This window comes from Novosphingobium sp. GW835-FHT14H07, from assembly GCF_058793515.1.
On the sequence record NZ_JBXAFX010000009.1, the window covers coordinates 132014 to 152668 of the forward strand.

The window sequence follows — 20655 nt, forward strand, 5'->3', positions numbered from 1 at the left end:
GATCGGATCAGCGCCGCCAAGGCCCCAACATGCCCTCTTGCGGCAGGACGGCAGGATTGGCGGTGCGGCACAGCAGGCGATGCTGCTCGTACGGCCCCGGCAGGCGCCATCCGCCAGTCTGGGCGTTGCTGAAGCCGAAGAAGCGCTCGTAATACTCGGGATCGCCGATCAGCACTTGCGGCAGCGGCGCGCGCGGATCGATCGCGGTAAGCGCCGCCGTCATCAGCGCCTTGCCGAAGCCTTCGCCCTGAAGATGCGGCATGACCGCCACCGGGCCGACCATGATCATCGGATGCATGCGGCCACTGTCATCGGTGAGCGCCACCGGCCAGCACTGGATCGTGCCCGCCAGCATGTCCTCGTCGTCGAGCGCGGCGAACGACAGGTTTGGCAGCCATTCCATGCCCTCGCGCACCTTGTAGGCGGTTCGCTGGTGCCGCGTCGGCTCGAACGCAGCATCGAGCAACTGCTCGACCAGCGCGGGATCGACATCGGCAAGCGGGATGATCTTGGACAACGGCGGTGCTTTCTTCGGCCCTGCGAAGGCGGGCGGGATGCGCGCCGATAGCCCCCAAGGCCACATGCTGCAAGTTTGGAGGAACGGCGCGCTTGCACAGCGGTTTTCAGGATGCAGAAACTGCAAGCGCTGCTTCGGGAATATCACTTTAGCTCATGCTCATATATGGCTAGGAAGTGATTGAGGCGCCACGAGAAGACGCCCGATCCCGTGCAGGGGAGATAAACGTGTTCGCAGGTATGGACAGCCAAACGACCGCGCTGGTTCTGGCGCGTATGCAGTTCGCCTTCACGGTGAGCTTCCACTTCATCTTCCCGGCTTTTTCGATCGGCCTCGCCAGCTATCTCGCCGTGCTTGAGGCACTCTGGCTGAAGACCGGCAAGCAGCTTTATCTCGACCTGTTCCGCTACTGGCTGAAGATCTTCTCCGTCGCCTTCGCGATGGGCGTGGTCTCGGGTCTGGTCATGTCCTACCAGTTCGGCACCAACTGGTCGGTCTTTTCCGACAAGGTCGGCGGCGTGATCGGGCCCCTCATGGCCTACGAGGTTCTCACCGCCTTCTTCCTCGAGGCTGGCTTCCTTGGCGTGATGCTGTTCGGCATGAACCGGGTCGGCAGGGGACTGCACTTTGCCGCCACGCTGATGGTGGCCATCGGCACCTTCATATCGGCGTTCTGGATTCTCTCGGTCAATTCCTGGATGCAGACGCCCACCGGGTTCGAGATGGGGCCCAATGGCGAGTTCCTGCCCGGTCCAAGCTGGGCGGCGATCATCTTCAACCCCAGCTTCCCCTATCGCCTCGTCCACACCGTGATTGCTGCATACCTGACCACGGCTTTCGTCGTCGGCGCAGTCGGCGCGTGGCATTTGCTTCGTGACCGCGCAAACCTTCACGCCCGCAAGATGTTCTCGATGGCGATGTGGATGGCCGCAATCGTCGCGCCGGTGCAGATCTTCGTCGGCGACATGCATGGCCTCGACACGCTCGAGCACCAGCCCGCCAAGGTCATGGCCATGGAAGGGCACTACCAGTCCCACCCTGAAGGCGCACCGCTCTACCTGTTCGGCATTCCGAACGACAAGGACCAGAAGCTCGATTACGCCATCGGCATCCCCAAGGCCTCGAGCCTTGTCCTGAAGCATGATCCCGACGCCCCCCTCGCGGGACTGGACACCATCGCGCCGCACAACCGGCCGCCGGTGTGGATCGTTTTCTGGTCATTCCGCATCATGGTCGGCCTCGGTTTTCTCATGCTCGGCCTCGGCCTGTGGAGCCTGCTCGCCCGCACGCGCAAGAAGTTGTACGACTGGCCGCTGCTCCACCGCCTTGCCGTGCTGATGGGGCCCTCGGGCTTCATCGCGGTGATCGCCGGTTGGGTGACGACCGAGGTCGGCCGCCAGCCCTGGACAGTCTACGGCCTGCTGCGCACCGCAGATTCGGTCAGCCCGATCGCCGCGCCTGCCGTCGCCACCTCGCTCGCCGCCTTCGTCGTCGTCTACTTCGCGGTCTTCGGCATCGGCACGTGGTACATCCTGCATCTCATGAAGGACGCGCCACATCCGCACGAGCCGGGCCCGGAACAGGAAGAGCGCGCCCCGATCCGCTCTGCCGGGATCACGCCCGCTCAGCAGCAGGAGGAAGTGCAATGATCGACCTCACTGTCATCTGGGCCCTGATCATCGCCTTCGCCGTGCTGATGTATGTCGTGATGGACGGTTTCGACCTCGGCATCGGCATTCTCTTCCCCTGGTTTGACGAAGGCGCCGAGCGCGATCAGGCGATGAATGCCATCGCCCCGGTGTGGGACGGCAACGAGACCTGGCTGGTGCTGGGCGGAGGAGGGCTGCTCGCCGCCTTCCCGCTGGCCTATGCGATCATCCTGCCGGCGACCTACCCGTTGATCATCGCCATGCTCCTCGGCCTCGTCTTCCGCGGCGTCGCTTTCGAGTTCCGCTGGCGCGATCCCCGCCATCGCGCGTTCTGGGACCGTGCCTTCTTCGCCGGCTCGCTTGTCGCGGCCCTCGCACAAGGCATCACCCTCGGCGCGCTGCTGCAGGGCATCCACGTTGAGGGGAGGGCCTATGCCGGGGGCTGGCTCGACTGGCTGTCACCCTATTCGCTCCTGACCGGTGCGGGAGTTGTCGCGGGCTATGCGCTGCTCGGCGCCTGCTGGCTGGCGATCAAGGTCGAGGGCCGCGCCGAGGACAAGGCCTTCGCCTTCGCCCGCCGCGCCGCCTGGGCCACGCTGGCGCTCATGGCTGCTGTCAGCCTCGCCACTCCGTTCCTTGCGGGACAGTACTTCCAGCGTTGGTTCACCGAACCGATGGTCTTCTGGCTTACACCGGTTCCGCTGGCGACGGCAGCACTCGCCATCTCGCTCCTGCGCTCGCTCCAACAGCGCCACGCCGTGCGTCCGTTCCTCTACGCGCTCGGCCTGTTCCTGCTCGGCATGATCGGGCTGGGCGTCTCGATGTGGCCATGGGTCGTGCCACAGAGCATTTCGATCTGGGACGCTGCCGCGCCGGAGCGCTCACAGGTCTTCATGCTCATCGGCGTCGGCCTGATCATGCCGCTGATCCTCGCCTATACGGGCTGGGCCTACTGGGTCTTCCGGGGCAAGGTGGGCGAACATGGCTATCATTGACCCCCGCCTCGATGGTGCGGAGCGGGCCGAGGCAAAGCCCCTGTGGCAGCGTCTGGGCTGGATGGCGGCGATCTGGCTGGGCAGCGTGCTGACGCTCGGCGCGGTCGCCGTGGTAATCCGCTACTGGCTCAACTCTCCGCAAAGCTGAAGGGCTCGGCCCCGCGCCGGTAGTCGTCGGGCAGGATCTCGCGCCCGATCGGCGGCTCGGCCCGCGCCGTGCATTGCGCGCGGTGGCACAGCCGGCAGGTCACCCCGATCGGCGTTGCTTCCACCGCCTTTGGGTCAGCCCCCGCCGCATAGACGAGTCGCGGTGCGTGCTCGGCCGCACAGGCCAGCGCGATCGCGCGTGTCCATCGCGCCCGCCCGAACCCGCCACCGCCCGAAGTCACCGTCCGCGCCAGCGAGAAAAAGCGCTGCCCGTCCGGCAGCTCCACCCACTGCGTCACGATCTCGCCCGGCGTGCGGAAGCATTCGTGCACGCTCCACAGCGGGCACCCGCCGCCATGCGCGGCAAAGGGAAAGCCCGCGCCGTCCAGCCGTTTCGACACATTGCCCGCCGTATCGACGCGGATGAAGAAGAACGGCACGCGCTCCTGCCCTGGACGGCCCAGCGTGGTCAGCCGGTGCGCCACCTGCTCGAAACTCGCGCCGAACTGCCCGGACAGCGCTTCGATGTCGTACCTGCGGGCATCCACTGCCCTTGCAAACCGGTCATAGGGCATCACCAGCGCCGCCGCCGCGTAACCCGCCAGCGCCCGCCGCACCAATTGCGCCGCCGTCTCGCTGGCAAAGCTTTCCCCCCGGATCACGCCCGCGATCTCACTCCGCAGCGCGGTATAGGCAATGTGCTGCATCAGTTGCCACGCTCGCCCCGATGGCGACAGCGTGTCATCAATCAGCAATTGCTCGTTGTGCCGGTCATAGCGGCGCACTGCGTCCATCATCACGTCGGGCGGCAGGAAGCGTACCCGCACGCCGCGCAGCCGCAGCCATTCCGCTGCGCCGCCCGCCTTCGCGATTTCGTCCGAAAGCTCCTCCGCCTTCGAATCGATCGCCGGGAAATAGTTGCGCCACGCTGCCACAAAGCGCCGTGCCTCGCCCACCGGATCGCTCGCCCCGGTGCCTGGAACAGCACTGCGCTGCTCGGCCAATGCCTGCTGCTCGCGTTGCCACGCACCGTAAAGCCGTAGCAACGCCTCGGTCACACCCGGAAAGCTGGCCGCCACGTCCGACACTTCCAGTGCCGGCAGGTCGATGTCGGTGAAGATCGGATCGCGCAAGGCATCAGTCAGGCGCCGCGCATAGTCGTCGCGCTCGTCGCTGGCGAGGTCCGCCATGTCCAGCTTGTAGGCCCGTGCCAGCCGCAGCAGCAGGTCTGCCGTCAGCGGCCGCTGGTTCCGCTCGATCAGCGCGATGTAGCTCGGCGAAATGCCAAGTTCGTCGGCCATCGCCTGCTGCGTCAGCCCAAGTTCGCGACGGATGCGCTTGAGCCGCGGCCCCAGATACAACGGTCTTGTCGACACTTCACACGCCTCTTGTAGTGACTACACAACTTTACAAGCATATCCTGTAAAGTTTGACAACATCACTCCGCGCGCCGTTCCGTATCAGCGATTCGCGCGTTACCCCGATCTCACACAGACGCACACCACGTGAGGGAACACGGGACATGACCTACCACAGCAAGATCGTCGAAGCAGGCAAGGCCATCGCGCCTTTCGCCCAGACCTGGGATGGCATCGAGCCCGAGAGCGTGGCCCGCATGCGCCTGCAGAACCGCTTCCACACCGGCCTCGACATCGCCCGCTACACCGCGAAGATCATGCGCCGCGATATGGAAGCTTACGACGCTGATCCGGCGAACTACACGCAGTCGCTCGGCTGCTGGCACGGTTTCATCGGCCAGCAGAAGATGATCTCCATCAAGAAGCACTTCGGCACCACCAAGGGCCGCTACCTCTATCTCTCGGGCTGGATGGTCGCCGCGCTGCGCAGCGAATTCGGCCCGCTGCCCGACCAGTCGATGCACGAGAAGACCAGCGTTCCGGCGCTGATCGAAGAACTCTACACCTTCCTCAAGCAGGCTGACGCTCGCGAGCTCGGCATGCTGTTCCGCGATCTCGATGCTGCCAAGAAGGCGGGCGACGCGGTCAATACCCACCGCCTTCTGCACAAGATCGACGAATTCGAAACCCACGTGGTTCCGATCATCGCAGATATCGACGCAGGCTTCGGCAATGCGGAGGCGACCTACCTGCTCGCCAAGAAGTTCATCGAAGCAGGCGCCTGCTGCATCCAGATCGAGAACCAGGTCTCGGACGAAAAGCAGTGCGGCCACCAGGATGGCAAGGTCACCGTTCCGCACGAGGACTTCCTCGCGAAGATCCGCGCGGTCCGCTACGCCTTCATGGAACTCGGCGTCGATGATGGCGTGATCGTTGCCCGCACCGACTCGCTGGGCGCCGGCCTGACCAAGCAGATCGCCTACGTGAAGGAGCCGGGCGACCTCGGCGACCAGTACAACAGCTTCCTCGATTGCGAGGAGGTCGATGCCGCCAACCTCGGCCACGGCGACGTGCTGATCGCTCGCGACGGCAAGCTGATGCGGCCGAAGCGCCTGCCTTCGAACCTCTACCAGTTCCGCAGCGGAACCGGCGAGGACCGTTGCGTGCTGGACTGCATCACGAGCCTGCAGAACGGCGCCGACCTGCTCTGGATCGAAACCGAAAAGCCGCACATCGGCCAGATCGGCGGCATGGTCAGCCGCATCCGCGAAGTGATCCCGAACGCCAAGCTGGTGTACAACAACAGCCCGTCGTTCAACTGGACGCTGAACTTCCGCCAGCAGGTCTATGATGCCATGGTCGAAGCGGGCAAGGACGTCTCGGCCTACGATCGCGCCAAGCTGATGAGCGTTGACTATGACGGCACCGAGCTTGGGATCGAAGCTGACGAGCGCATCCGTACCTTCCAGCGCGACGCTGCGGCGCAGGCGGGCATCTTCCACCACCTGATCACGCTGCCGACCTATCACACGGCTGCGCTCAGCACTGACAACCTCGCCAAGCGCTACTTCGGCGAAGAGGGCATGCTCGGCTACGTCAAGCAGGTTCAGCGCGAGGAAATTCGCCAGGGGATCGCTTGCGTGAAGCACCAGAACATGGCCGGCTCCGACATTGGTGACGACCACAAGGAATACTTCGCCGGTGAAGCAGCGCTGAAGGCTGGCGGCGCCCACAACACGATGAACCAGTTCGCAGCGTAACCTGCGAATTGCAGAAAGCCCCTCCCTGCAAGGGAGGGGTTGGGGAGGGGCTTCCCCCTCCCACCCAAGCAAATCCTCGCGGCAATCAAGCCTCGAAGATCCAAGAAGGAGACCCACCATGGCTGAACCTGCACGTGCCCGCGCGGTCCTCTCGACCGAGGACTTCAAGCTGATCCGCGAAGCCGTACTGCACTACCTGAAGGCAATCGAGGACCAGCCCGAATCGGTCAAGTTCTCGAACCTTTACCACCGGCTTGGCAGCGCCCTCGGTCGTTAACACTTCACGGCGTTAACATTCTTCGCTGCCTGACAGGACCTTTCCTGGGGAGGAAAGTCCGGCCCGTCGCGCCTCATGCCAGGCGCGGCGGGCCTTTTTTGCGTGGTTGGTGGTACGCCAAAGTTTACCGCTGCTTACGATTGGATAATGAATTCCTTGTAATTCAACCATCGTGACGAACCCCAACGCGCCCGAACCCGATGCTTTACCGGTGAAGCTGCCGATCCTTGCCGTGATCGGATTGCGTGATCCGGTCGAAGGCGATTGGGGCAGGTTGCGCGGCTTGCAGTACTCCAGCCTCGCGAAGTTGACGTTCGCCCGGCTTGTCGCTCACGCAATGGCGGCCCTACTCGTTCTGCAGACCTATGCTGGCGAAGTCCACGTCGCGTTTCTGGTTGGTTGGATGGCGCTGCTGATTGGCGTCCTTATCTCCGGCGCAAGGTTCGATCGCACACTTATCGATGCGGACCGGCGGCGGGTAAGCCGTCAGGAGATGCACCGGCAGACTATCAGCTCGTTGTTCGTTGCATTGATCTGGGCCATCCCCATGCTGGCCTTCTCCCCGTTCGGAGATCAGGCGCAGCGCATGACGCTGTGGACAGTCCTTGCCATGCTGATGACCGGCATGGCCGTGACATTTGCCGCCATGCCGATGGCAACAGTGATGTTCGGCGGGATTGTCGGTCTGTCGGGCATAGCTGCATTCCTGTTCTGGGGGGAATACATCGCCGCAGCGGTTGCGGTCGCTTTCGTGCTGATCGTCAGCGTCGGCGGGGTCGAGGCCGCGCGCACTTTCCTTGGCGCGCGGGTCGCCGAAGCAGGCATGGCGGAGAAGGCCGAAGTCGTGTCGCTGCTGCTGCGCGAATTCGAGGAAGGAGACGCCGACTGGCTCTGGCAGGTCGATGCCAACCGCCGGGTCCGCTCGGTCAGCCCGCGTTTTGCCTTTGCGCTGGGCGAGGACCCCGAGGATGTCGACGGCAAGCCGTTGATCCAGCTTGTCGCAGGGCCAGCCTGGGATTCCGGCCACTTCCATTCCAGCCTCCACGATCTGGCCGAGCGCCTCAAGCGCCGCGAAAGCTTCTCCAACCTGCTTGTGCGCGTGTCGCTCCATGGCGGCTATCGCTGGTGGGAGCTGTCGGCTTCGCCCAAGTTCGATGAAAACGGCACTTTCGTCGGCTTCCGCGGAGTCGGGTCGGACGTGACCGAGCAGCGCGAAAGCGCCGAAAAGATCGCCTACCTTGCGCGCTACGATACGCTGACCGGCCTGCCCAACCGCCTGATGCTGACCGAGGCCCTCGGCGAGGCGATGGGCTATGCCGAGAAGTGGCGCACGCGCTGCGCTTTCCTGATGATTGACCTAGACCGCTTCAAGGCGATCAATGATACGCTCGGCCACCTCGTCGGTGACCAGTTGCTTGCCCTCGTCTCGGATCGGCTCAAGCTGATCATGCAGGAAGGCGAGGTCTGCGGACGTCTGGGGGGCGACGAGTTCGCTGTCGTCATCCGCGATGCGGCCGACGAGGCGCGCGTCACCGATCTCAGCGTGGCAATCATCTCTACGCTCTCGCAGCCCTACGAGATCGATCACCACATGCTCTATGTCGGTGCCAGCGTCGGCTCGGCGATCGGGCCGCGTGATGGTTCGACGGTCGAGACCCTGCTGCGTAACGCCGACCTTGCGCTCTACCGCGCCAAAGATGAGGGCGGTGGGCGGCACTGTACTTACGAGCCTTCGCTGCACGCCCACGCCGAGGAACGCCGCAAGCTCGAATTCTCGCTGCGCCACGCGCTTGAGCGCAACGAGTTCTCGCTGATGTACCAGCCTGTCGTCGATGCGACGACCGAGCAGGTGCTGAGCTTCGAGGCGTTGATCCGGTGGAACAGCACCGAGCACGGCTTCGTCAGCCCGGCCAAGTTCATTCCGCTGGCCGAGGACACTCGCCTGATCGTCCCGATCGGTGATTGGGTCCTGCGTACTGCCTGCGCCGAGGCGAGGAATTGGCCCGAGCATGTCAAGATCGCGGTCAATGTGTCCGGCGAACAGTTGCTCGATCCCTATTTTGCCGAAACCGTCGTCGGCGCGCTCGCATCGACCGGCCTTTCGCCGCACCGGCTCGAGATCGAGGTGACCGAGAGCATCTTCGTGCGCGATGGTACTACGGCGCAGATGACGCTCGAGAACCTCATGGGCATCGGCTGCGGCGTCGCGCTCGACGATTTCGGCACCGGCTACTCGTCGCTGGGCTACCTCAGGAAGATGCGCTTCTCGACGATCAAGGTCGATCGCAGCTTCGTGCAGGGCGCGGCCAAGGACAATCCGGAGAGCCTTGCCATTGTCCGCGCCGTCGTGGCCATGGCCGACGCGCTGGAAATGTCGACGACGGCCGAGGGCGTCGAGACCGAGGCCGAACTCGAATGCATCCGCCGTCTCGGTGCCAAGAAGATCCAGGGCTACTACTTCGGCCGACCGATGAACCGGACCGATGCACTGGCCCTGTTTGGCCAGACCCGCTTCAAGGAGCGGGCCGCAGGTTAGGCGGCGACGAGCCCGCGCACGACACTTTCGAACAGCGCGCGGCCGTCCGAACCACCCTGCGCCGCTTCGATCATGCGCTCGGGGTGCGGCATCATGCCCAGCACGTTGCCGCGATCATTGAGGACGCCCGCGATGTTGCGCGCCGAGCCGTTGACGGCCTCTGCATAACGGAACGCGACGCGGCCTTCGCCTTCGAGCCGGTCCAGCGTCGCGTCGTCGGCGAAGAAGTTGCCGTCGTGGTGCGCGACGGGGATCGTGATCTGCTGGCCAGCGTCATAGCCCGCGGTGAACAGCGATTGGTTGTTCTCGACCGTCAGCTTCACGTCGCGGCAGACGAAGCGGATGCCGGCGTTGCGCATCAGCGCGCCGGGCAGGAGACCAGCCTCGGTCAGCACCTGGAAGCCGTTGCATACGCCGAGCACGGTCACGCCTCGCTCAGCCGCGCGCACTACCGCCTGCATCACCGGTGAGCGTGCCGCCATCGCGCCGGAGCGCAAGTAGTCGCCATAGGAGAAGCCACCGGGCAGGGCGATGAAATCGAGATTTTCAGGCAGGTCGGCATCGCCGTGCCAGACGCGATGGACCGTGCCGCCGCAGACCTGCTCGATCGCCACCGCCATGTCGCGATCGCAGTTCGAGCCGGGGAAGGTGATGACGGCGGAGGTGAAAGCCATGGCGCGGGTTCCTAAGCTCAGGCGGCCTTTTCGATGCGGTAGTTCTCGATCACCATGTTGGCGAGGAGCTTGCTGCACATCTCGTCAAGCGCTGCATCCGAAGTGGTGTCTGCCACGTCGAGTTCAATGACCCGCCCGGCGCGCACGTCGTTCACGCCTTCGAAACCAAGGCCTTCAAGCGCGTGGTGGATGGCGCGGCCTTGGGGGTCGAGGACGCCGTTCTTGAGGGTGACAATGACGCGGACCTTCATCGGCGGGGCCTTTCGGAACCTGAATGCTGGAGAATCTTGGGGGCGCCTATGCATCGGGAGAGCCGAAAGAGCAAGGCGAAGGGTTTACGGGGTTTACACTGTCCGGAGAAACTTCGGCAAAGGCACGCGGGCGCACTGAGGGATGGGCCGGGACCCCCGGTAAACCGCCAGTTTTCCGGATATAGCACAAAACGCTTACGTAGGAAAACGCTGAGACGAAGCCGCAGAAAGATGGCATCAAGGCCTTACTCCGCAAGGAGAAATCTCCTTTCGGTGGCAGGGCGGCCTGGACACCATAACTGCACCCCACGCAACGCATCCGGAAACCCTGCCACCGGACTTTTACCGCTTTACATGACTGACGTGTCAGTTATTTTGCGGCCATGCCACGAGTTACGCCAGCAGACAGACGCGAGCGCATTCTGGACGCTGCGCGCGAGGAATTTGCCGAACGGGGCTTTGCCGCCGCACGCATGGAGGACGTGGCCAGGCGCGTCGGCATCAGCCGCGCGGCGCTCTACCTCGCCTTCGACAGCAAGGACGCGCTGTTCCGTGCGCTGGTGTCGGAAGTCATCACCGAAATGATGCCGTCGCTGCTGCCGAGCGACTACGGCAGCCTGCCCGCGCCGGCATTGCTGCGGGCCTTCGTGAAGAACGCGATCAAGCGCATCGCCAGCCCGGAAATGGCCTTCCTGCCGCGCCTGATCGTGGGCGAGGGCCGCAATTTCCCCGAACTTGCCCGATTTTACCACGAAACCGCAATGATATGCATCCTTGGCGCGATCGAGCGGCTGATTGCCCATGGCATTGCCCGGGGCGAGTTTGCCTGCCCCGATCCGAAGACGGCGGCACAATGCGTGGCAGGAGGAATCATCTTTGCCGCACTGTGGCGCAACGTGTTCGAACCGGTGGGAGCAGAGCCGCTGAACGTGGACTGGATGGCCGAGAACCAGGCGGCGTTGGTGCTTTACGGGCTGACGACCGGGTAGGGCGGGGAGCTGGGTGCTGGGGGCCTACCCCCGCCCCCTCCCGCCTGCGGGAGGGGGGGAAGAAAGGGGCGCGTTCCGCCTGCGGCGATAATGGCCCCCGGACGTGGATCCTAGAAGCTATCGAGATCGCTGGCGATCGTTACAGGGCCCGCGTATTCGGCGCGGACGCCGGCCGTGACGCCTTCGACGTGCGCGGCGCTTGTGCTGCCGCCCGCGAAATGCGTGACGACCACGGCCTTGACCCCGGCATGCCTGGCCATCTTGCCGACGTCTGGCGGGGCGAGATGGTGCGTGGTCAGGTGCCGGACCAGATCCGCCTTCGCCTTTTCCGGCATGTTCGGCGAGTTGCGGGCGACCGTTGCCATGGTCGAATCAATGTCGATCATTTCGCTCACGAGCAGGTCTGCCCCAGCCGCCAGCTTCTCGACGGCGGCGGACGGGCCGGTATCGCCGGTATAGGCAATGGAGCGCCCGGGCAAATCGAACCGGAAGGAAAGCGACTTGAAGGATCGGTCTTCCTCGCTGCCGGGGGCGAAATCATAGTGGGTGTTCTGCGCTGCGCGGACCACAATGTTGCCCACGCTGGCCTTGAACCCATCGCCCATTTCCACGACGGCGACTGTCCCTGCAGGATCGGGCCAGGGCTTGCCCGGTATTCCGTATCCCGCGCGAGCAGCGGGCCGCATCGAGGCTACCATGCCATCGACCATTTCCCGCGTTCCGGGCGGGCCGTAGATCGTCAGCTTCTGCGCAACCAGGGTCTGGTTGCGCAGCGCCAGAAGCGCGGAGAGGCCGCCCGTATGATCGGCGTGCAGATGGCTGAGGAACACTGCCTTGACGTTCGGCAGCGCCAGGCCGGCCTTGGCCATCTGCTGCACGACGCCATCGCCCGCATCGACGACATAGAGATCCTTCCCGTCGACGAGGGCGTTGGCCGGTTGAGAACGGCGGCCATCACCGACCGGCCCGCCCATCGTGCCAAGCGTGATGAAGCGTGAGCCACTTTCAGATGACTCATGTGCCGCGACCTGGGCGACTTCTCCGGACGTGACCAGAGCAACGGCGATGCCGGCGATGATGGCCAATCGCATCAGAAGGTGTATCCCATGCGGATGCCATAGGTTCTGGGCGGAGCAAGCGTCGCGACGGAGAAGTCGAGAATTGGCCTTGAACCGGATCGCACGATCACTTCTTCATCCTCGATGTTGTTGATGAAGCCGGTGAGCGTCCAGCGGCCACCATCGCCCTCGAGCGTGAGGTAGGCATCGGACATCATGAAGCCGCCTTGCCGTTCTTCCGGGCGATAGTTCGGATTGAGGAAGCGACCGGATTCGATCGAGGTCCGGCCACCGAGCAGCAGGCGCATGGAATCGGACAGGTCGAACCCGCGTTCGTATCCGAGGCCCAGCGACCACTTCGGCGCGTTTACGGCTGGTTTGCCCGAACAGTCGATATCATAGAAGCGCGCATTGTTGCCCGGGACGCCCGGGTTGGCGAGGCGGCTGCCCAGCGTGGTACAGCCAGTGGCCACCGGCGCACCCGTGGGCGAGAAGTTGGCCGTCCTGAGGCTGTTGTACTTGCCATTCAGGTACTGCAGATTGAGATCGAACCGGTCGTTGCGGCTGGGCTGGAAGCGCACTTCGGCTTCGAACCCGTAGATGCGGGATTTGCCCGCGTTCTCGGTGCGCGAACCCTGGGCGAAAATGTTGTTCGCCGTGCGCACGCCGCCCACGAAGGTGATCTGCTGGTTGGTGTAGTCCCAGTAGAACGCCTCGACATTCACCTGCAGCTTGTTGTCGAAGAAGCGGTTCTTGCTGCCCAGCGTATAGGCCGTGAGCGTTTCGGGAGCGAAGGTGTTTTCCGGTGGCGCGGCAACGAAGAAACCGCCGGATTTGAAGCCGGTCGAAACATCGGCATAGATAAGCGATGCAGGGCCCGCATCGAACTCGATGCCGGCTTTCCACGTGAACTTCTCGAAATCCAGTGCGCCGGTGAACGGCGCTCCCAGCGGCGGATTGACCGGTCCGGGCCGTCCGCCAGACACCGTGGCGGTCAACTGATCCTTGGTTTCCTTGGTATAGCGCCCGCCGGCAACGAGCCGCAGCGCATCGGTGACCTTGTAGGTGAACTGGCCGAACGCGGCGAGGCTTTCCGTGTTGACGTTTGGCGTGAAGCGCGTGGTGGAAAGATCACCCTGGCGGAAGAAGTTCAGCGCGTTCTGGTCTTCCTTGAAATAGAAGCCACCCAGGACATAGTTGAGCGGGCCATCGTGATCCGACGCGAAGCGCGCTTCGAACGAGAACTGTTCAGCCTTTTCGGTGATTTCCCCGCGGAAGCCCGGGAGATAGGTGACGAAGTTGATGTCCGTCTTGCGCCAGGCCGGCTGGAGCGTGAGCTTGCCGAAGCCGAGGTCGCCCTCGATCGTCGCGCTCAGGCCATAGAACTTGTTGTCGAGGAAGCCGGTATCTGCCGGAAGATCGATGCAGCCGCTGGTCACGAACCCGCCGAAGCCGCCGCAGAACGGTGGCGCGAAAACGCCGGCGGCGAGGTTGCGGATCGCGGCCAGCGCGGCGGGGCTGGAAATGCCGACATGATCATTCAGGTCTGGCGCATTCAGCGTGGCACTCGGGAGCAGGACGCTGCCCCAACCCTTGCCATGCTGGTTGAAATAATCGCCGACCAACAGCACCGACCAGTCCGCCGACGGTTCGATCAGGAACGAGGCGCGCACACCTTCGCCCTTCTCGTCGTTGTAGCCGTCGGTAAGGAAACCATCACGGTCCACGACCTGCCCGGCGACGCGCAGGGCCGCGGAATCACCGATCGGAAGGTTGAGCGCGGCCGATGCCTTCTTGCTGTCGTAGTTTCCGTACTCGGCGCGCACTTCCCCGCCGAACTTGCCGAGATCGGGCTTGCGCGGGATGACGTTGATGGCGCCGCCAGTTGCGTTTCGACCGTAAAGCGTGCCCTGCGGTCCCTTGACCACCTCGACGCGGGCGAGATCGTAGAACGCACCGGCAGGAGCCGATGGGCGCGCCACGTAGACACCATTGAAGTTGAAGGCGACGGCATTTTCCGAGAACGAGTTCTGCGAATTGGTGCCAACGCCGCGCAGGAAGAAGCTGGTGGTGCCGCCGGTCGGCGAAACGGCCAGGGCGGGCACGAGCTTCTGGAGATCGACCAGTTCGGTGATGCCGGCTTCGGCAATGTCTGCCCCGGTTACGGCGGTGACCGCGACGGCAGCTCGCTGCAGGCTTTCCTCACGGCGCTGTGCAGTTACGACGATGTCGGTGATGCCCTGTTCTTCGCCTGAAACCTGCGCTTCCTGAGCGAGAAGCGGGGTGGCGGCGCACAGGGCGGCCAGCGACACGGTCCAGCGAATGACTGATTTGTTGCTCATTCTTGTCTCCCTTTGATCGGCTGCTTTTGATTTGCGCAGTCGTATGCATAAGGAGGCGAGATTAGAGAAATAGATTATATTTGCGGTTGGCTATGTCCAAAATTTATCAATTGAGACGTGGGCGAACCGGCGCTCGTGCTCAAGGAACGGCTGCTCCCTCGGGCAGAACGAGCACCTGCACCGCTTTCTCGGGAACGAGATAGCGCCGGGCGATGGCCTGCAGATCTGTCGCGGTGAGCTTTTCCAACCGGGCGCGTGCCGCCTTGGCGCGGGCGAGGCGCTCGGGCTGGGTCTGGGCGCGTTCGGCCAGCGCGCTCCAGCCGCCGTTGGTCTTCAACGAATTGTCGATGCGTTCGAGCATGGGGGCCCGGGCGCGTTGCAGCACGTCTGCATCGACCGGGGCGGCGATGAGGGCGCGGGCGGTTTCTTCCAATGCGGCGCGGGTGGCTGCGACGTCGACGAGGTCTACCGAAGCGTTCATCGTGAACGTGCCGTAGCCGGTCCAGACGCGGCTGAGGGCCGAGGACGCGCCGGGACTGTATGCCTTGCCGAGGTTCTCGCGCACCGTATCGAGCACTTCGATCCCGGCGACTTCGGCAAGCAGCGAGAGCGCCATCGCTTCATCCGGGTCCCGGTCGTCGCGGGTGGGCCAGGAGTAGCGGACCACGGCCTGATTGGCCTCGCCGGTGTGGCGGATGATCTGGAGACCGCGCCTGGACGTGAAACCCCGCCGGCGTTCGGCGGTGTAGGCGCGGAAATCGGGTTCCCGCTTGGGCAGGGCGCCGAAAGTGCGGGCAACGGCGTCGACCGCCGCTGCTTCGTCGATGTCGCCCACGATCGAGATCTCGATCGCACCGCGGGAGAGCCGGTCGGATATCTCTTGCCTGAGCTTGCCATAGCCGAGCGCGGCGTAGGCCGATTGCGGTTGCAGCGTGAAGCGCGGGTCGTTGTCCGAAAGGATGCCGCCGATGGAGTTGGACAGGGCCGCGCTGGGGCTTGAGCGCAGGCGGGCGAAGAAGTTGGCGATGTTCTGGCGATACAGCACTTCGCCTTCGGGGCGGTAGCCGGGGTCGGTCAGCAGCGCGGCGAAGAGCTGCAGTTGCAGCGTCAGGTCGCGCGGGGTTGTGGTCGCATCGGCCGAGAAGGTATCGCCCGATGCGCTCAGGCCGAATGCGACCGAGCGCCCGGCGAGCAGGGTCTGGAGGTCGTCCTCGCTGTGCTTGCCGAGGCCTCCGCGGGCGAGGACGCCGGTCATTTCGGTGGCGAGGGGATCTTGCGGGGTGTCGAGCATTTCGCCGCCGTCGAGATTGAGGCGGACGTCGATGCGGTCCTTGGCGAGGTCGGTGCGCTTGAGGTTGAGGCGGACGTTGTTGGCAAAGCGGATTTGGCGGATGCCGTAGAGCGGTTCGGTGGTGTCCGCCACGACGGTGCCGGCCGGGCCGAAGTCGGTGTAGGCGAAGGGGATCGGCGCGGGCACTTCGCCGGCCGGGGCCTTGGCGCGGGTGGCCTTGGCCCAGGTTTTGCGCAGTGCCTCCTCGCCACCCTTGGGCGCGGTGCGGCCCTGGAAGCGGAGCAGCGGGTCCTTGAGGGGGACGGCTTCCTCTTTCAGTGCGGCCATGACGGTCTTCGGGGTAATCGTCGGCGCGAACTGGTTGAAACGGGCGAGGCCGGATTGCGGCGTCGTCGGCACCTGATCATCGCGGATCAGGGCGAGCGCGGCGGCGACCAGCGTGCCGTGGGAGCGGGTGTCGGCCCCGGCGGCGGCGTTCTCCAGCCCGGTGCGGATGCTGGCCAGTTGCTCGTCGATCTCAGGCTTAGTGAAGCCGGTGGCGAGGGCGCGCGCGTAGACACCGGCTGCGGCGGCGAGGCCTCGCTGCCAGCCGCCGTCAACGGTATCGACGATGACATTGGTGGTGCGGCCGATCCTGAACACCTCGCTCGTGCCGAAGCCCGCCCCTCGGAACGGCGGGTCGATGGCGCGGCTGAGGCGGGCGAGGCGGCGGTTGACGACGCCGTAGCCGATCTGGCGCAGCAGGTTGCGGCGGCGGTTGGCGATGGTGTCTGGCTCGTCGAGCCAGGCCCCGTGCCGCGATGCGGTGACGCGTTCGGACAGTGACGGATCGAGGTGGATGTCGACCCTGGCCTTCTGCTTCGGCTCGACCTTGCCCTGATCGGGGCGCGGGGTCTGCGCCTTGGCTTGCCAGTCGGCGAAGCGGGTGCGGATGGCCTGTTCGACCGCATCGGTATCGAAATCGCCCACCACGATCAGCGTGGTCTTCGACGGGACGTATTCGCGCGCCCAGAAGGCCTTGAGCGCATCGGCGGTGGCAGCGTTCAGTGTTTCGACCGTGCCGATGGGCAGGCGCCTGGGGTAGGTCGCTGCGGGGTAGAAGAACGCGAGCTGGTCTTCGAGGTTGGTGCGGCTCCAGCCTTGCCCGTCACGCAGTTCGGACAGGACGACGCCGCGTTCGCGCACAACGGCTTGCGGATCGAAGGTCAGCTCGCTGGCGGTTTCTCGCATCAGCATCAGCGCGGTGTCGAGCAGCTTCGCATCGTTGCGTGGCAGGTCGAGCATATAGAGCGTCTGTTCGAACGAGGTCTGGGCGTTGGTGTCTGCTCCGAAGGACAGGCCGTTGCGCTCGAGCAGCTTGACCATCTCGCCTTCGGGCACGCGGGTCGAGCCGTTGAACGCCATATGCTCGACGAAATGGGCAAACCCGCGCTCGGTCTCGCGCTCGTCGAGCGAGCCGGTGGCAATGTCCATGCGCACCTGCGCGGTGCCGGCGGGCGTGGCGTTGCGGCGGATGATGAAGCGCATGCCGTTGGGCAACTGGCCGTAACGGTAGGCGGGATCGGGCGGCAGGTCGCTCTGCTGGAAGGCCCAGGTCGGTTTTGGCGCGCTATCTACGCTTGCGGGTTGCGCGGCGCAGGCGGCGAGGGTGAGAGCTGCGGCGAGGGGAAGCAGGCGGTGGAGGAACATTGCCTAGCGATGTGCCCGGTTGGGCGCGGTGGCGCAATGGGCTGTTAGGGATAGGGAAGTGCCAGCATCCTTCGACGGGCTCAGGGCGAGCGGGATTGAGGTGGGACTGCACAAATAAAAACCCCCTCCGTTGCCGAAGGGGGTCTTGTTTGTCAGCGCAGGGACTGAAGCTTACTTCTTCCCGCGGAGCTTGCGGTGGGCGCCGAGGTCGAAGACTTCGCTTGGGCCGCCGTCGTTCTCGAGCAGGCCGAGGCGGCGGGCGACTTCCTGGTAGGCTTCCTCTTCGCCGCCGAGGTCGCGGCGGAAGCGGTCCTTGTCGAGCTTTTCGCCGGTGGTCATGTCCCAGAGGCGACAACCGTCGGGGCTGATTTCGTCAGCGAGGATCACGCGGCTGTAGTCGCCGTCCCAGATGCGGCCGAATTCGAGCTTGAAATCGACGAGGCTGATGTTGATCGCCGCGAACATGCCGCAGAGGAAATCGTTCACGCGGATGGCCATCGAGGAGATGTCCTGCATTTCCTCGTTCGATGCCCAGCCGAAGCAGGCGATGTGCTCTTCGGCGATCATCGGATCGCCCAGCGCATCGTCCTTGTAGTAGTATTCGATCAGGGTGTGCGGCAGCGGTTCACCCTCTTCGATGCCGAGACGCTTTGAGATCGAGCCCGCGGCGATGTTACGCACGACCACTTCGATCGGGATGATCTCTGCCTGGCGCACGAGCTGTTCGCGCATGTTCAGGCGGCGGATGAAGTGGGTGGGAATGCCAATGTGGGCGAGGCGCGTGAACACGTACTCGCTGATGCGGTTGTTGATCACGCCCTTGCCGTTGATCGTGCCGCGCTTCTGCGCGTTGAAGGCAGTGGCATCATCCTTGAAGTACTGGATGATCGTGCCCGGTTCGGGGCCTTCGTAAAGGATCTTGGCCTTGCCTTCGTAGATCTGGCGGCGACGGGACATGATAACGTCTTCCTGCACGGCGCCGGGCAGCGGCCCGGCCAGAATACAAAACCCCGGCATCGCGTTGGAGGCGAATCCATCGCAAGCGCCGGGGCGTTCTTGCCGCCCATAGGCGAACACGCGCCAAAGTGCAATTCCGCGCACCTGTGCAATGGAGCCTTGCAGGGCAGGGTGCTGGATTGGCAGGGTGGGTGGCGCTAGATCGGACGGCAAAGGAGACACCTGTCATGACCAGCCCTGCCGCCCGTACTGACGCGATTGCCCTGCTGGCCCGCTATTACGCCGCCTTCAATGCCGGCCATTGGGAGGGGATGCTCGAGTGCCTGAGCGACGATGTGGCGCACGATATCAACCAGGGCGAGCGAGTTGTGGGCAAGGCGGCGTTCGCCGAATTTCTGAAGCACATGGAACGCTGCTACAAGGAGCGGCTGGAAGACATCGTGCTGATGGCCAGCGAGGACGGCACGCGGGCGGCTGCGGAGTTCGTGGTGCACGGGCAATATCTGGCGACCGACGAAGGACTGCCCGAGGCCAACGGGCAGACCTATGTGCTGCCGGCCGGGGCGTTCCTCGCGATCGAGGGCGGCAAGATCACGCGGCTGACCATGTACTACAACCTTGGCGACTGGACGAAGCAGGTCGTCGGGTAATGGGGATCGAGGTTCGGCCGCTGACCGGAAACGAGATCGCGGCGGCGCTGGATGATCTGGCCGCCTTGAGGATCACGGTCTTTGCGGCCTATCCCTATCTCTATGATGGCGATGCGGCCTATGAAGCGGACTATCTGACCGAATATGCCGCTGCGCCCGATGCGGTGCTGGTGGCAGCGTTCGATGGGGCGCGGATAGTCGGCGCGGCCACGGCGGCGCCGATGATGCACCAGAAGGCGGAGTTTCGCAGACCCTTCGAGGCACGGGGAATCGATACGGCGCGGCTGTTCTATTTCGGCGAAAGCGTGCTGCTGCCGGAGTATCGCGGGCACGGGATCGGGCATGCGTTCTTCGATCAGCGCGAGGCGCAGGCCGTGGCGTGCGGGGCGAATGCGGCCTGCTTTGCTGCCGTGGTGCGGGCTGACGACCATCCGGCCAAGCCGCAAGACTATTCGCCCCTCGATGCCTTCTGGGCGCGGCGCGGCTATGCCGTGGTTCCGGACCTGACCACCGAGCTTGCGTGGAAGGAGCATGGCGACGAGGCCGAGCGGGTCAACCTCATGCAATATTGGATGCGCCAATGGTAAGCTTCACCGTCGCCGCTGCGCAGTATCCGATTGACCGGTTGGACAGCTGGGAGGCGTATGAGGACAAGCTGACGCGGTGGGTGGAAGAGGCCGCAGCGCAGGGTGCCAAGCTCGCCGTGTTTCCCGAATATGGGGCGATGGAACTGGCGAGCCTTGATCCGGCGACGATGGGCGATCTGGCGGGGTCGATCGAGACGGTTTCGGCGCTGCTGCCGCGTGTAGATGCACTGCATGGCCAACTTGCGGCGCGAACCGGCCTACATATTCTGGCAGCCTCGGCACCGCGCAAGGATGCGGACGGGCGCTTTCGCAATGCCGCGCGGCTGTTTGCGCCGAATGGCAAGTCCTCGGTTCAGGACAAGCTGGTGATGACCCGGTTCGAGCGGGAGCAGTGGGACATAGCCGCCGGTGCCACGTTGCGGGTGTTCGATACGGCGCTGGGAAGGCTGGCGGTTTCGATCTGCTATGACAGCGAGTTTCCGTTGTTGGCGCGGGCCTGCGTGGAAGCAGGGACAGAAGTGCTGCTGGTGCCTTCGTGCACGGATACGCTGCATGGCTACTGGCGCGTGCGGATCGGGGCGCTGGCCCGCGCGCTGGAGGGGCAATGCTATGCGGTGCATTCGCCGACCGTGGGCGAGGCGGCGTGGTCTCCTGCCGTTGACGAGAACCGCGGCGCGGCGGGGGTCTATGGGCCACCGGATCGCGGAATGCCTGAAGATGGCGTGCTGGCGATCGGCGTGGAAGGGGCGCCGCAATGGGTCTTTGCGGAAGTCGATACGGCATTGGTGGCCGAACTGCGCGCCGATGGTGGCGTGCTCAATGCGCGGCATTGGGGGGAGCAGCCGGGGGCAGTGGCCTTGCCGCCGGTGGAGGTCGTGGACTTGCGCTAGACGGGCGGCTATCACGCGGGTTCGTTACGAGGGAAACC

18 protein-coding genes are annotated in these 20655 nt (G+C 64.5%); 10 read left to right on the top strand and 8 right to left on the bottom strand.

Annotated features, from left to right (window positions below):
- Positions 1 to 7: 7 nt before the first annotated feature.
- A complete protein-coding gene (locus AC1Q5P_RS10735; protein ID WP_062342330.1) occupies positions 8 to 517 on the bottom strand; it encodes a GNAT family N-acetyltransferase in 510 nt (169 codons plus the stop codon).
- Positions 518 to 756: 239 nt separating this feature from the next.
- Here AC1Q5P_RS10735 and AC1Q5P_RS10740 point away from each other — a divergent pair, with 239 nt between their 5' ends.
- The 3 genes from AC1Q5P_RS10740 to AC1Q5P_RS10750 are packed head-to-tail and all read left to right on the top strand — an operon-like array spanning position 757 to position 3309.
- On the top strand, positions 757 to 2166 hold the full coding sequence (locus tag AC1Q5P_RS10740; RefSeq protein ID WP_492518934.1) for a cytochrome ubiquinol oxidase subunit I: 1410 nt from the start codon (positions 757 to 759) through the stop codon (positions 2164 to 2166).
- Positions 2163 to 3161 carry a cytochrome d ubiquinol oxidase subunit II gene (gene cydB, locus AC1Q5P_RS10745; RefSeq protein WP_062342235.1) on the top strand — a complete coding sequence of 333 codons (999 nt, stop codon included), beginning with the start codon at positions 2163 to 2165 and terminating at the stop codon, positions 3159 to 3161. Before AC1Q5P_RS10740 ends, cydB begins: the two co-directional genes overlap by 4 nt.
- Positions 3148 to 3309: a DUF2474 domain-containing protein gene (locus tag AC1Q5P_RS10750; RefSeq protein ID WP_492518910.1), complete on the top strand. Its 162-nt coding sequence runs from the start codon at positions 3148 to 3150 to the stop codon at positions 3307 to 3309. Before cydB ends, AC1Q5P_RS10750 begins: the two co-directional genes overlap by 14 nt.
- Here the strand turns inward: AC1Q5P_RS10750 and AC1Q5P_RS10755 are convergent.
- Positions 3290 to 4684, bottom strand: a complete 1395-nt coding sequence (locus AC1Q5P_RS10755; RefSeq protein ID WP_492518911.1) for a helix-turn-helix domain-containing protein — start codon at positions 4682 to 4684, stop codon at positions 3290 to 3292. The genes AC1Q5P_RS10750 and AC1Q5P_RS10755 overlap by 20 nt on opposite strands.
- Positions 4685 to 4830: 146 nt before the next feature.
- Between AC1Q5P_RS10755 and AC1Q5P_RS10760 the strand changes: the two genes are divergently transcribed.
- The 3 genes from AC1Q5P_RS10760 to AC1Q5P_RS10770 all read left to right on the top strand — a co-directional run bounded on the left by AC1Q5P_RS10760 (position 4831) and on the right by AC1Q5P_RS10770 (position 9239).
- Positions 4831 to 6426, top strand: coding sequence for an isocitrate lyase (locus AC1Q5P_RS10760; RefSeq protein WP_193827829.1), 1596 nt, complete (start codon positions 4831 to 4833; stop codon positions 6424 to 6426).
- A 118-nt stretch (positions 6427 to 6544) separates the two neighbouring features.
- Positions 6545 to 6703, top strand: coding sequence for a hypothetical protein (locus tag AC1Q5P_RS10765; RefSeq protein ID WP_011444689.1), 159 nt, complete (start codon positions 6545 to 6547; stop codon positions 6701 to 6703).
- A 172-nt stretch (positions 6704 to 6875) separates the two neighbouring features.
- Positions 6876 to 9239, top strand: coding sequence for a putative bifunctional diguanylate cyclase/phosphodiesterase (locus tag AC1Q5P_RS10770; protein WP_492518912.1), 2364 nt, complete (start codon positions 6876 to 6878; stop codon positions 9237 to 9239).
- On the opposite strand, the gene purQ is transcribed toward AC1Q5P_RS10770, so the two are convergent.
- A complete protein-coding gene (gene purQ / locus AC1Q5P_RS10775; RefSeq protein ID WP_039332831.1) occupies positions 9236 to 9913 on the bottom strand; it encodes a phosphoribosylformylglycinamidine synthase subunit PurQ in 678 nt (225 codons plus the stop codon). The two genes, AC1Q5P_RS10770 and purQ, sit on opposite strands and share 4 nt — an antisense overlap.
- A 17-nt stretch (positions 9914 to 9930) precedes the next feature.
- A complete protein-coding gene (gene purS, locus AC1Q5P_RS10780) occupies positions 9931 to 10164 on the bottom strand; it encodes a phosphoribosylformylglycinamidine synthase subunit PurS (RefSeq protein WP_039332834.1) in 234 nt (77 codons plus the stop codon).
- A gap of 383 nt (positions 10165 to 10547) precedes the next feature.
- Here purS and AC1Q5P_RS10785 point away from each other — a divergent pair, with 383 nt between their 5' ends.
- The gene (locus AC1Q5P_RS10785) at positions 10548 to 11153 is read left to right on the top strand and encodes a TetR/AcrR family transcriptional regulator (RefSeq protein WP_062342225.1); all 606 of its coding nucleotides are present in this window, start codon (positions 10548 to 10550) and stop codon (positions 11151 to 11153) included.
- A gap of 110 nt (positions 11154 to 11263) precedes the next feature.
- On the opposite strand, the gene AC1Q5P_RS10790 is transcribed toward AC1Q5P_RS10785, so the two are convergent.
- From AC1Q5P_RS10790 to purC, 4 genes are all read right to left on the bottom strand, one after another.
- Positions 11264 to 12244 carry an MBL fold metallo-hydrolase gene (locus AC1Q5P_RS10790; RefSeq protein ID WP_492518913.1) on the bottom strand — a complete coding sequence of 327 codons (981 nt, stop codon included), beginning with the start codon at positions 12242 to 12244 and terminating at the stop codon, positions 11264 to 11266.
- Positions 12244 to 14553 (bottom strand): TonB-dependent receptor, encoded by a 2310-nt coding sequence (locus AC1Q5P_RS10795; RefSeq protein ID WP_492518914.1) that lies wholly within the window; start codon positions 14551 to 14553, stop codon positions 12244 to 12246. Before AC1Q5P_RS10795 ends, AC1Q5P_RS10790 begins: the two co-directional genes overlap by 1 nt.
- 139 nt (positions 14554 to 14692) lie before the next feature.
- Complete coding sequence (locus tag AC1Q5P_RS10800; RefSeq protein WP_492518915.1) at positions 14693 to 17533, bottom strand: M16 family metallopeptidase; 2841 nt, start codon at positions 17531 to 17533, stop codon at positions 14693 to 14695.
- A 171-nt stretch (positions 17534 to 17704) separates the two neighbouring features.
- Entirely contained in the window at positions 17705 to 18490 is a 786-nt protein-coding gene (gene purC, locus AC1Q5P_RS10805; RefSeq protein WP_039332937.1) for a phosphoribosylaminoimidazolesuccinocarboxamide synthase, read from the bottom strand.
- A 227-nt stretch (positions 18491 to 18717) separates the two neighbouring features.
- Between purC and AC1Q5P_RS10810 the strand changes: the two genes are divergently transcribed.
- Genes AC1Q5P_RS10810 through AC1Q5P_RS10820 form a run of 3 tightly spaced genes read left to right on the top strand, consistent with a single transcriptional unit; the run spans position 18718 to position 20617 of the window.
- Positions 18718 to 19140, top strand: a complete 423-nt coding sequence (locus tag AC1Q5P_RS10810; protein ID WP_492518916.1) for a ketosteroid isomerase-related protein — start codon at positions 18718 to 18720, stop codon at positions 19138 to 19140.
- On the top strand, positions 19140 to 19727 hold the full coding sequence (locus tag AC1Q5P_RS10815; protein WP_492518917.1) for a GNAT family N-acetyltransferase: 588 nt from the start codon (positions 19140 to 19142) through the stop codon (positions 19725 to 19727). The genes AC1Q5P_RS10810 and AC1Q5P_RS10815 overlap by 1 nt, the downstream gene beginning before the upstream one ends.
- On the top strand, positions 19721 to 20617 hold the full coding sequence (locus AC1Q5P_RS10820) for a carbon-nitrogen hydrolase family protein (protein WP_492518918.1): 897 nt from the start codon (positions 19721 to 19723) through the stop codon (positions 20615 to 20617). Before AC1Q5P_RS10815 ends, AC1Q5P_RS10820 begins: the two co-directional genes overlap by 7 nt.
- Positions 20618 to 20655 lie beyond the last annotated feature (38 nt).

What these genes read in the sequence shown, in the direction of transcription:
- AC1Q5P_RS10760 (WP_193827829.1), top strand. Translation starts at nt 4,831, where the DNA reads ATGACCTACCACAGCAAGATCGTCGAAGCAGGCAAGGCCATCGCGCCT.
- AC1Q5P_RS10800 (WP_492518915.1), bottom strand. Translation starts at nt 17,533, where the DNA reads ATGTTCCTCCACCGCCTGCTTCCCCTCGCCGCAGCTCTCACCCTCGCC.
- cydB (WP_062342235.1), top strand. Translation starts at nt 2,163, where the DNA reads ATGATCGACCTCACTGTCATCTGGGCCCTGATCATCGCCTTCGCCGTG.
- AC1Q5P_RS10795 (WP_492518914.1), bottom strand. Translation starts at nt 14,553, where the DNA reads ATGAGCAACAAATCAGTCATTCGCTGGACCGTGTCGCTGGCCGCCCTG.
- AC1Q5P_RS10765 (WP_011444689.1), top strand. Translation starts at nt 6,545, where the DNA reads ATGGCTGAACCTGCACGTGCCCGCGCGGTCCTCTCGACCGAGGACTTC.
- AC1Q5P_RS10785 (WP_062342225.1), top strand. Translation starts at nt 10,548, where the DNA reads ATGCCACGAGTTACGCCAGCAGACAGACGCGAGCGCATTCTGGACGCT.
- AC1Q5P_RS10820 (WP_492518918.1), top strand. Translation starts at nt 19,721, where the DNA reads ATGGTAAGCTTCACCGTCGCCGCTGCGCAGTATCCGATTGACCGGTTG.
- purQ (WP_039332831.1), bottom strand. Translation starts at nt 9,913, where the DNA reads ATGGCTTTCACCTCCGCCGTCATCACCTTCCCCGGCTCGAACTGCGAT.
- AC1Q5P_RS10750 (WP_492518910.1), top strand. Translation starts at nt 3,148, where the DNA reads ATGGCTATCATTGACCCCCGCCTCGATGGTGCGGAGCGGGCCGAGGCA.
- purC (WP_039332937.1), bottom strand. Translation starts at nt 18,490, where the DNA reads ATGTCCCGTCGCCGCCAGATCTACGAAGGCAAGGCCAAGATCCTTTAC.
- purS (WP_039332834.1), bottom strand. Translation starts at nt 10,164, where the DNA reads ATGAAGGTCCGCGTCATTGTCACCCTCAAGAACGGCGTCCTCGACCCC.
- AC1Q5P_RS10740 (WP_492518934.1), top strand. Translation starts at nt 757, where the DNA reads ATGGACAGCCAAACGACCGCGCTGGTTCTGGCGCGTATGCAGTTCGCC.
- AC1Q5P_RS10810 (WP_492518916.1), top strand. Translation starts at nt 18,718, where the DNA reads ATGACCAGCCCTGCCGCCCGTACTGACGCGATTGCCCTGCTGGCCCGC.
- AC1Q5P_RS10815 (WP_492518917.1), top strand. Translation starts at nt 19,140, where the DNA reads ATGGGGATCGAGGTTCGGCCGCTGACCGGAAACGAGATCGCGGCGGCG.
- AC1Q5P_RS10790 (WP_492518913.1), bottom strand. Translation starts at nt 12,244, where the DNA reads ATGCGATTGGCCATCATCGCCGGCATCGCCGTTGCTCTGGTCACGTCC.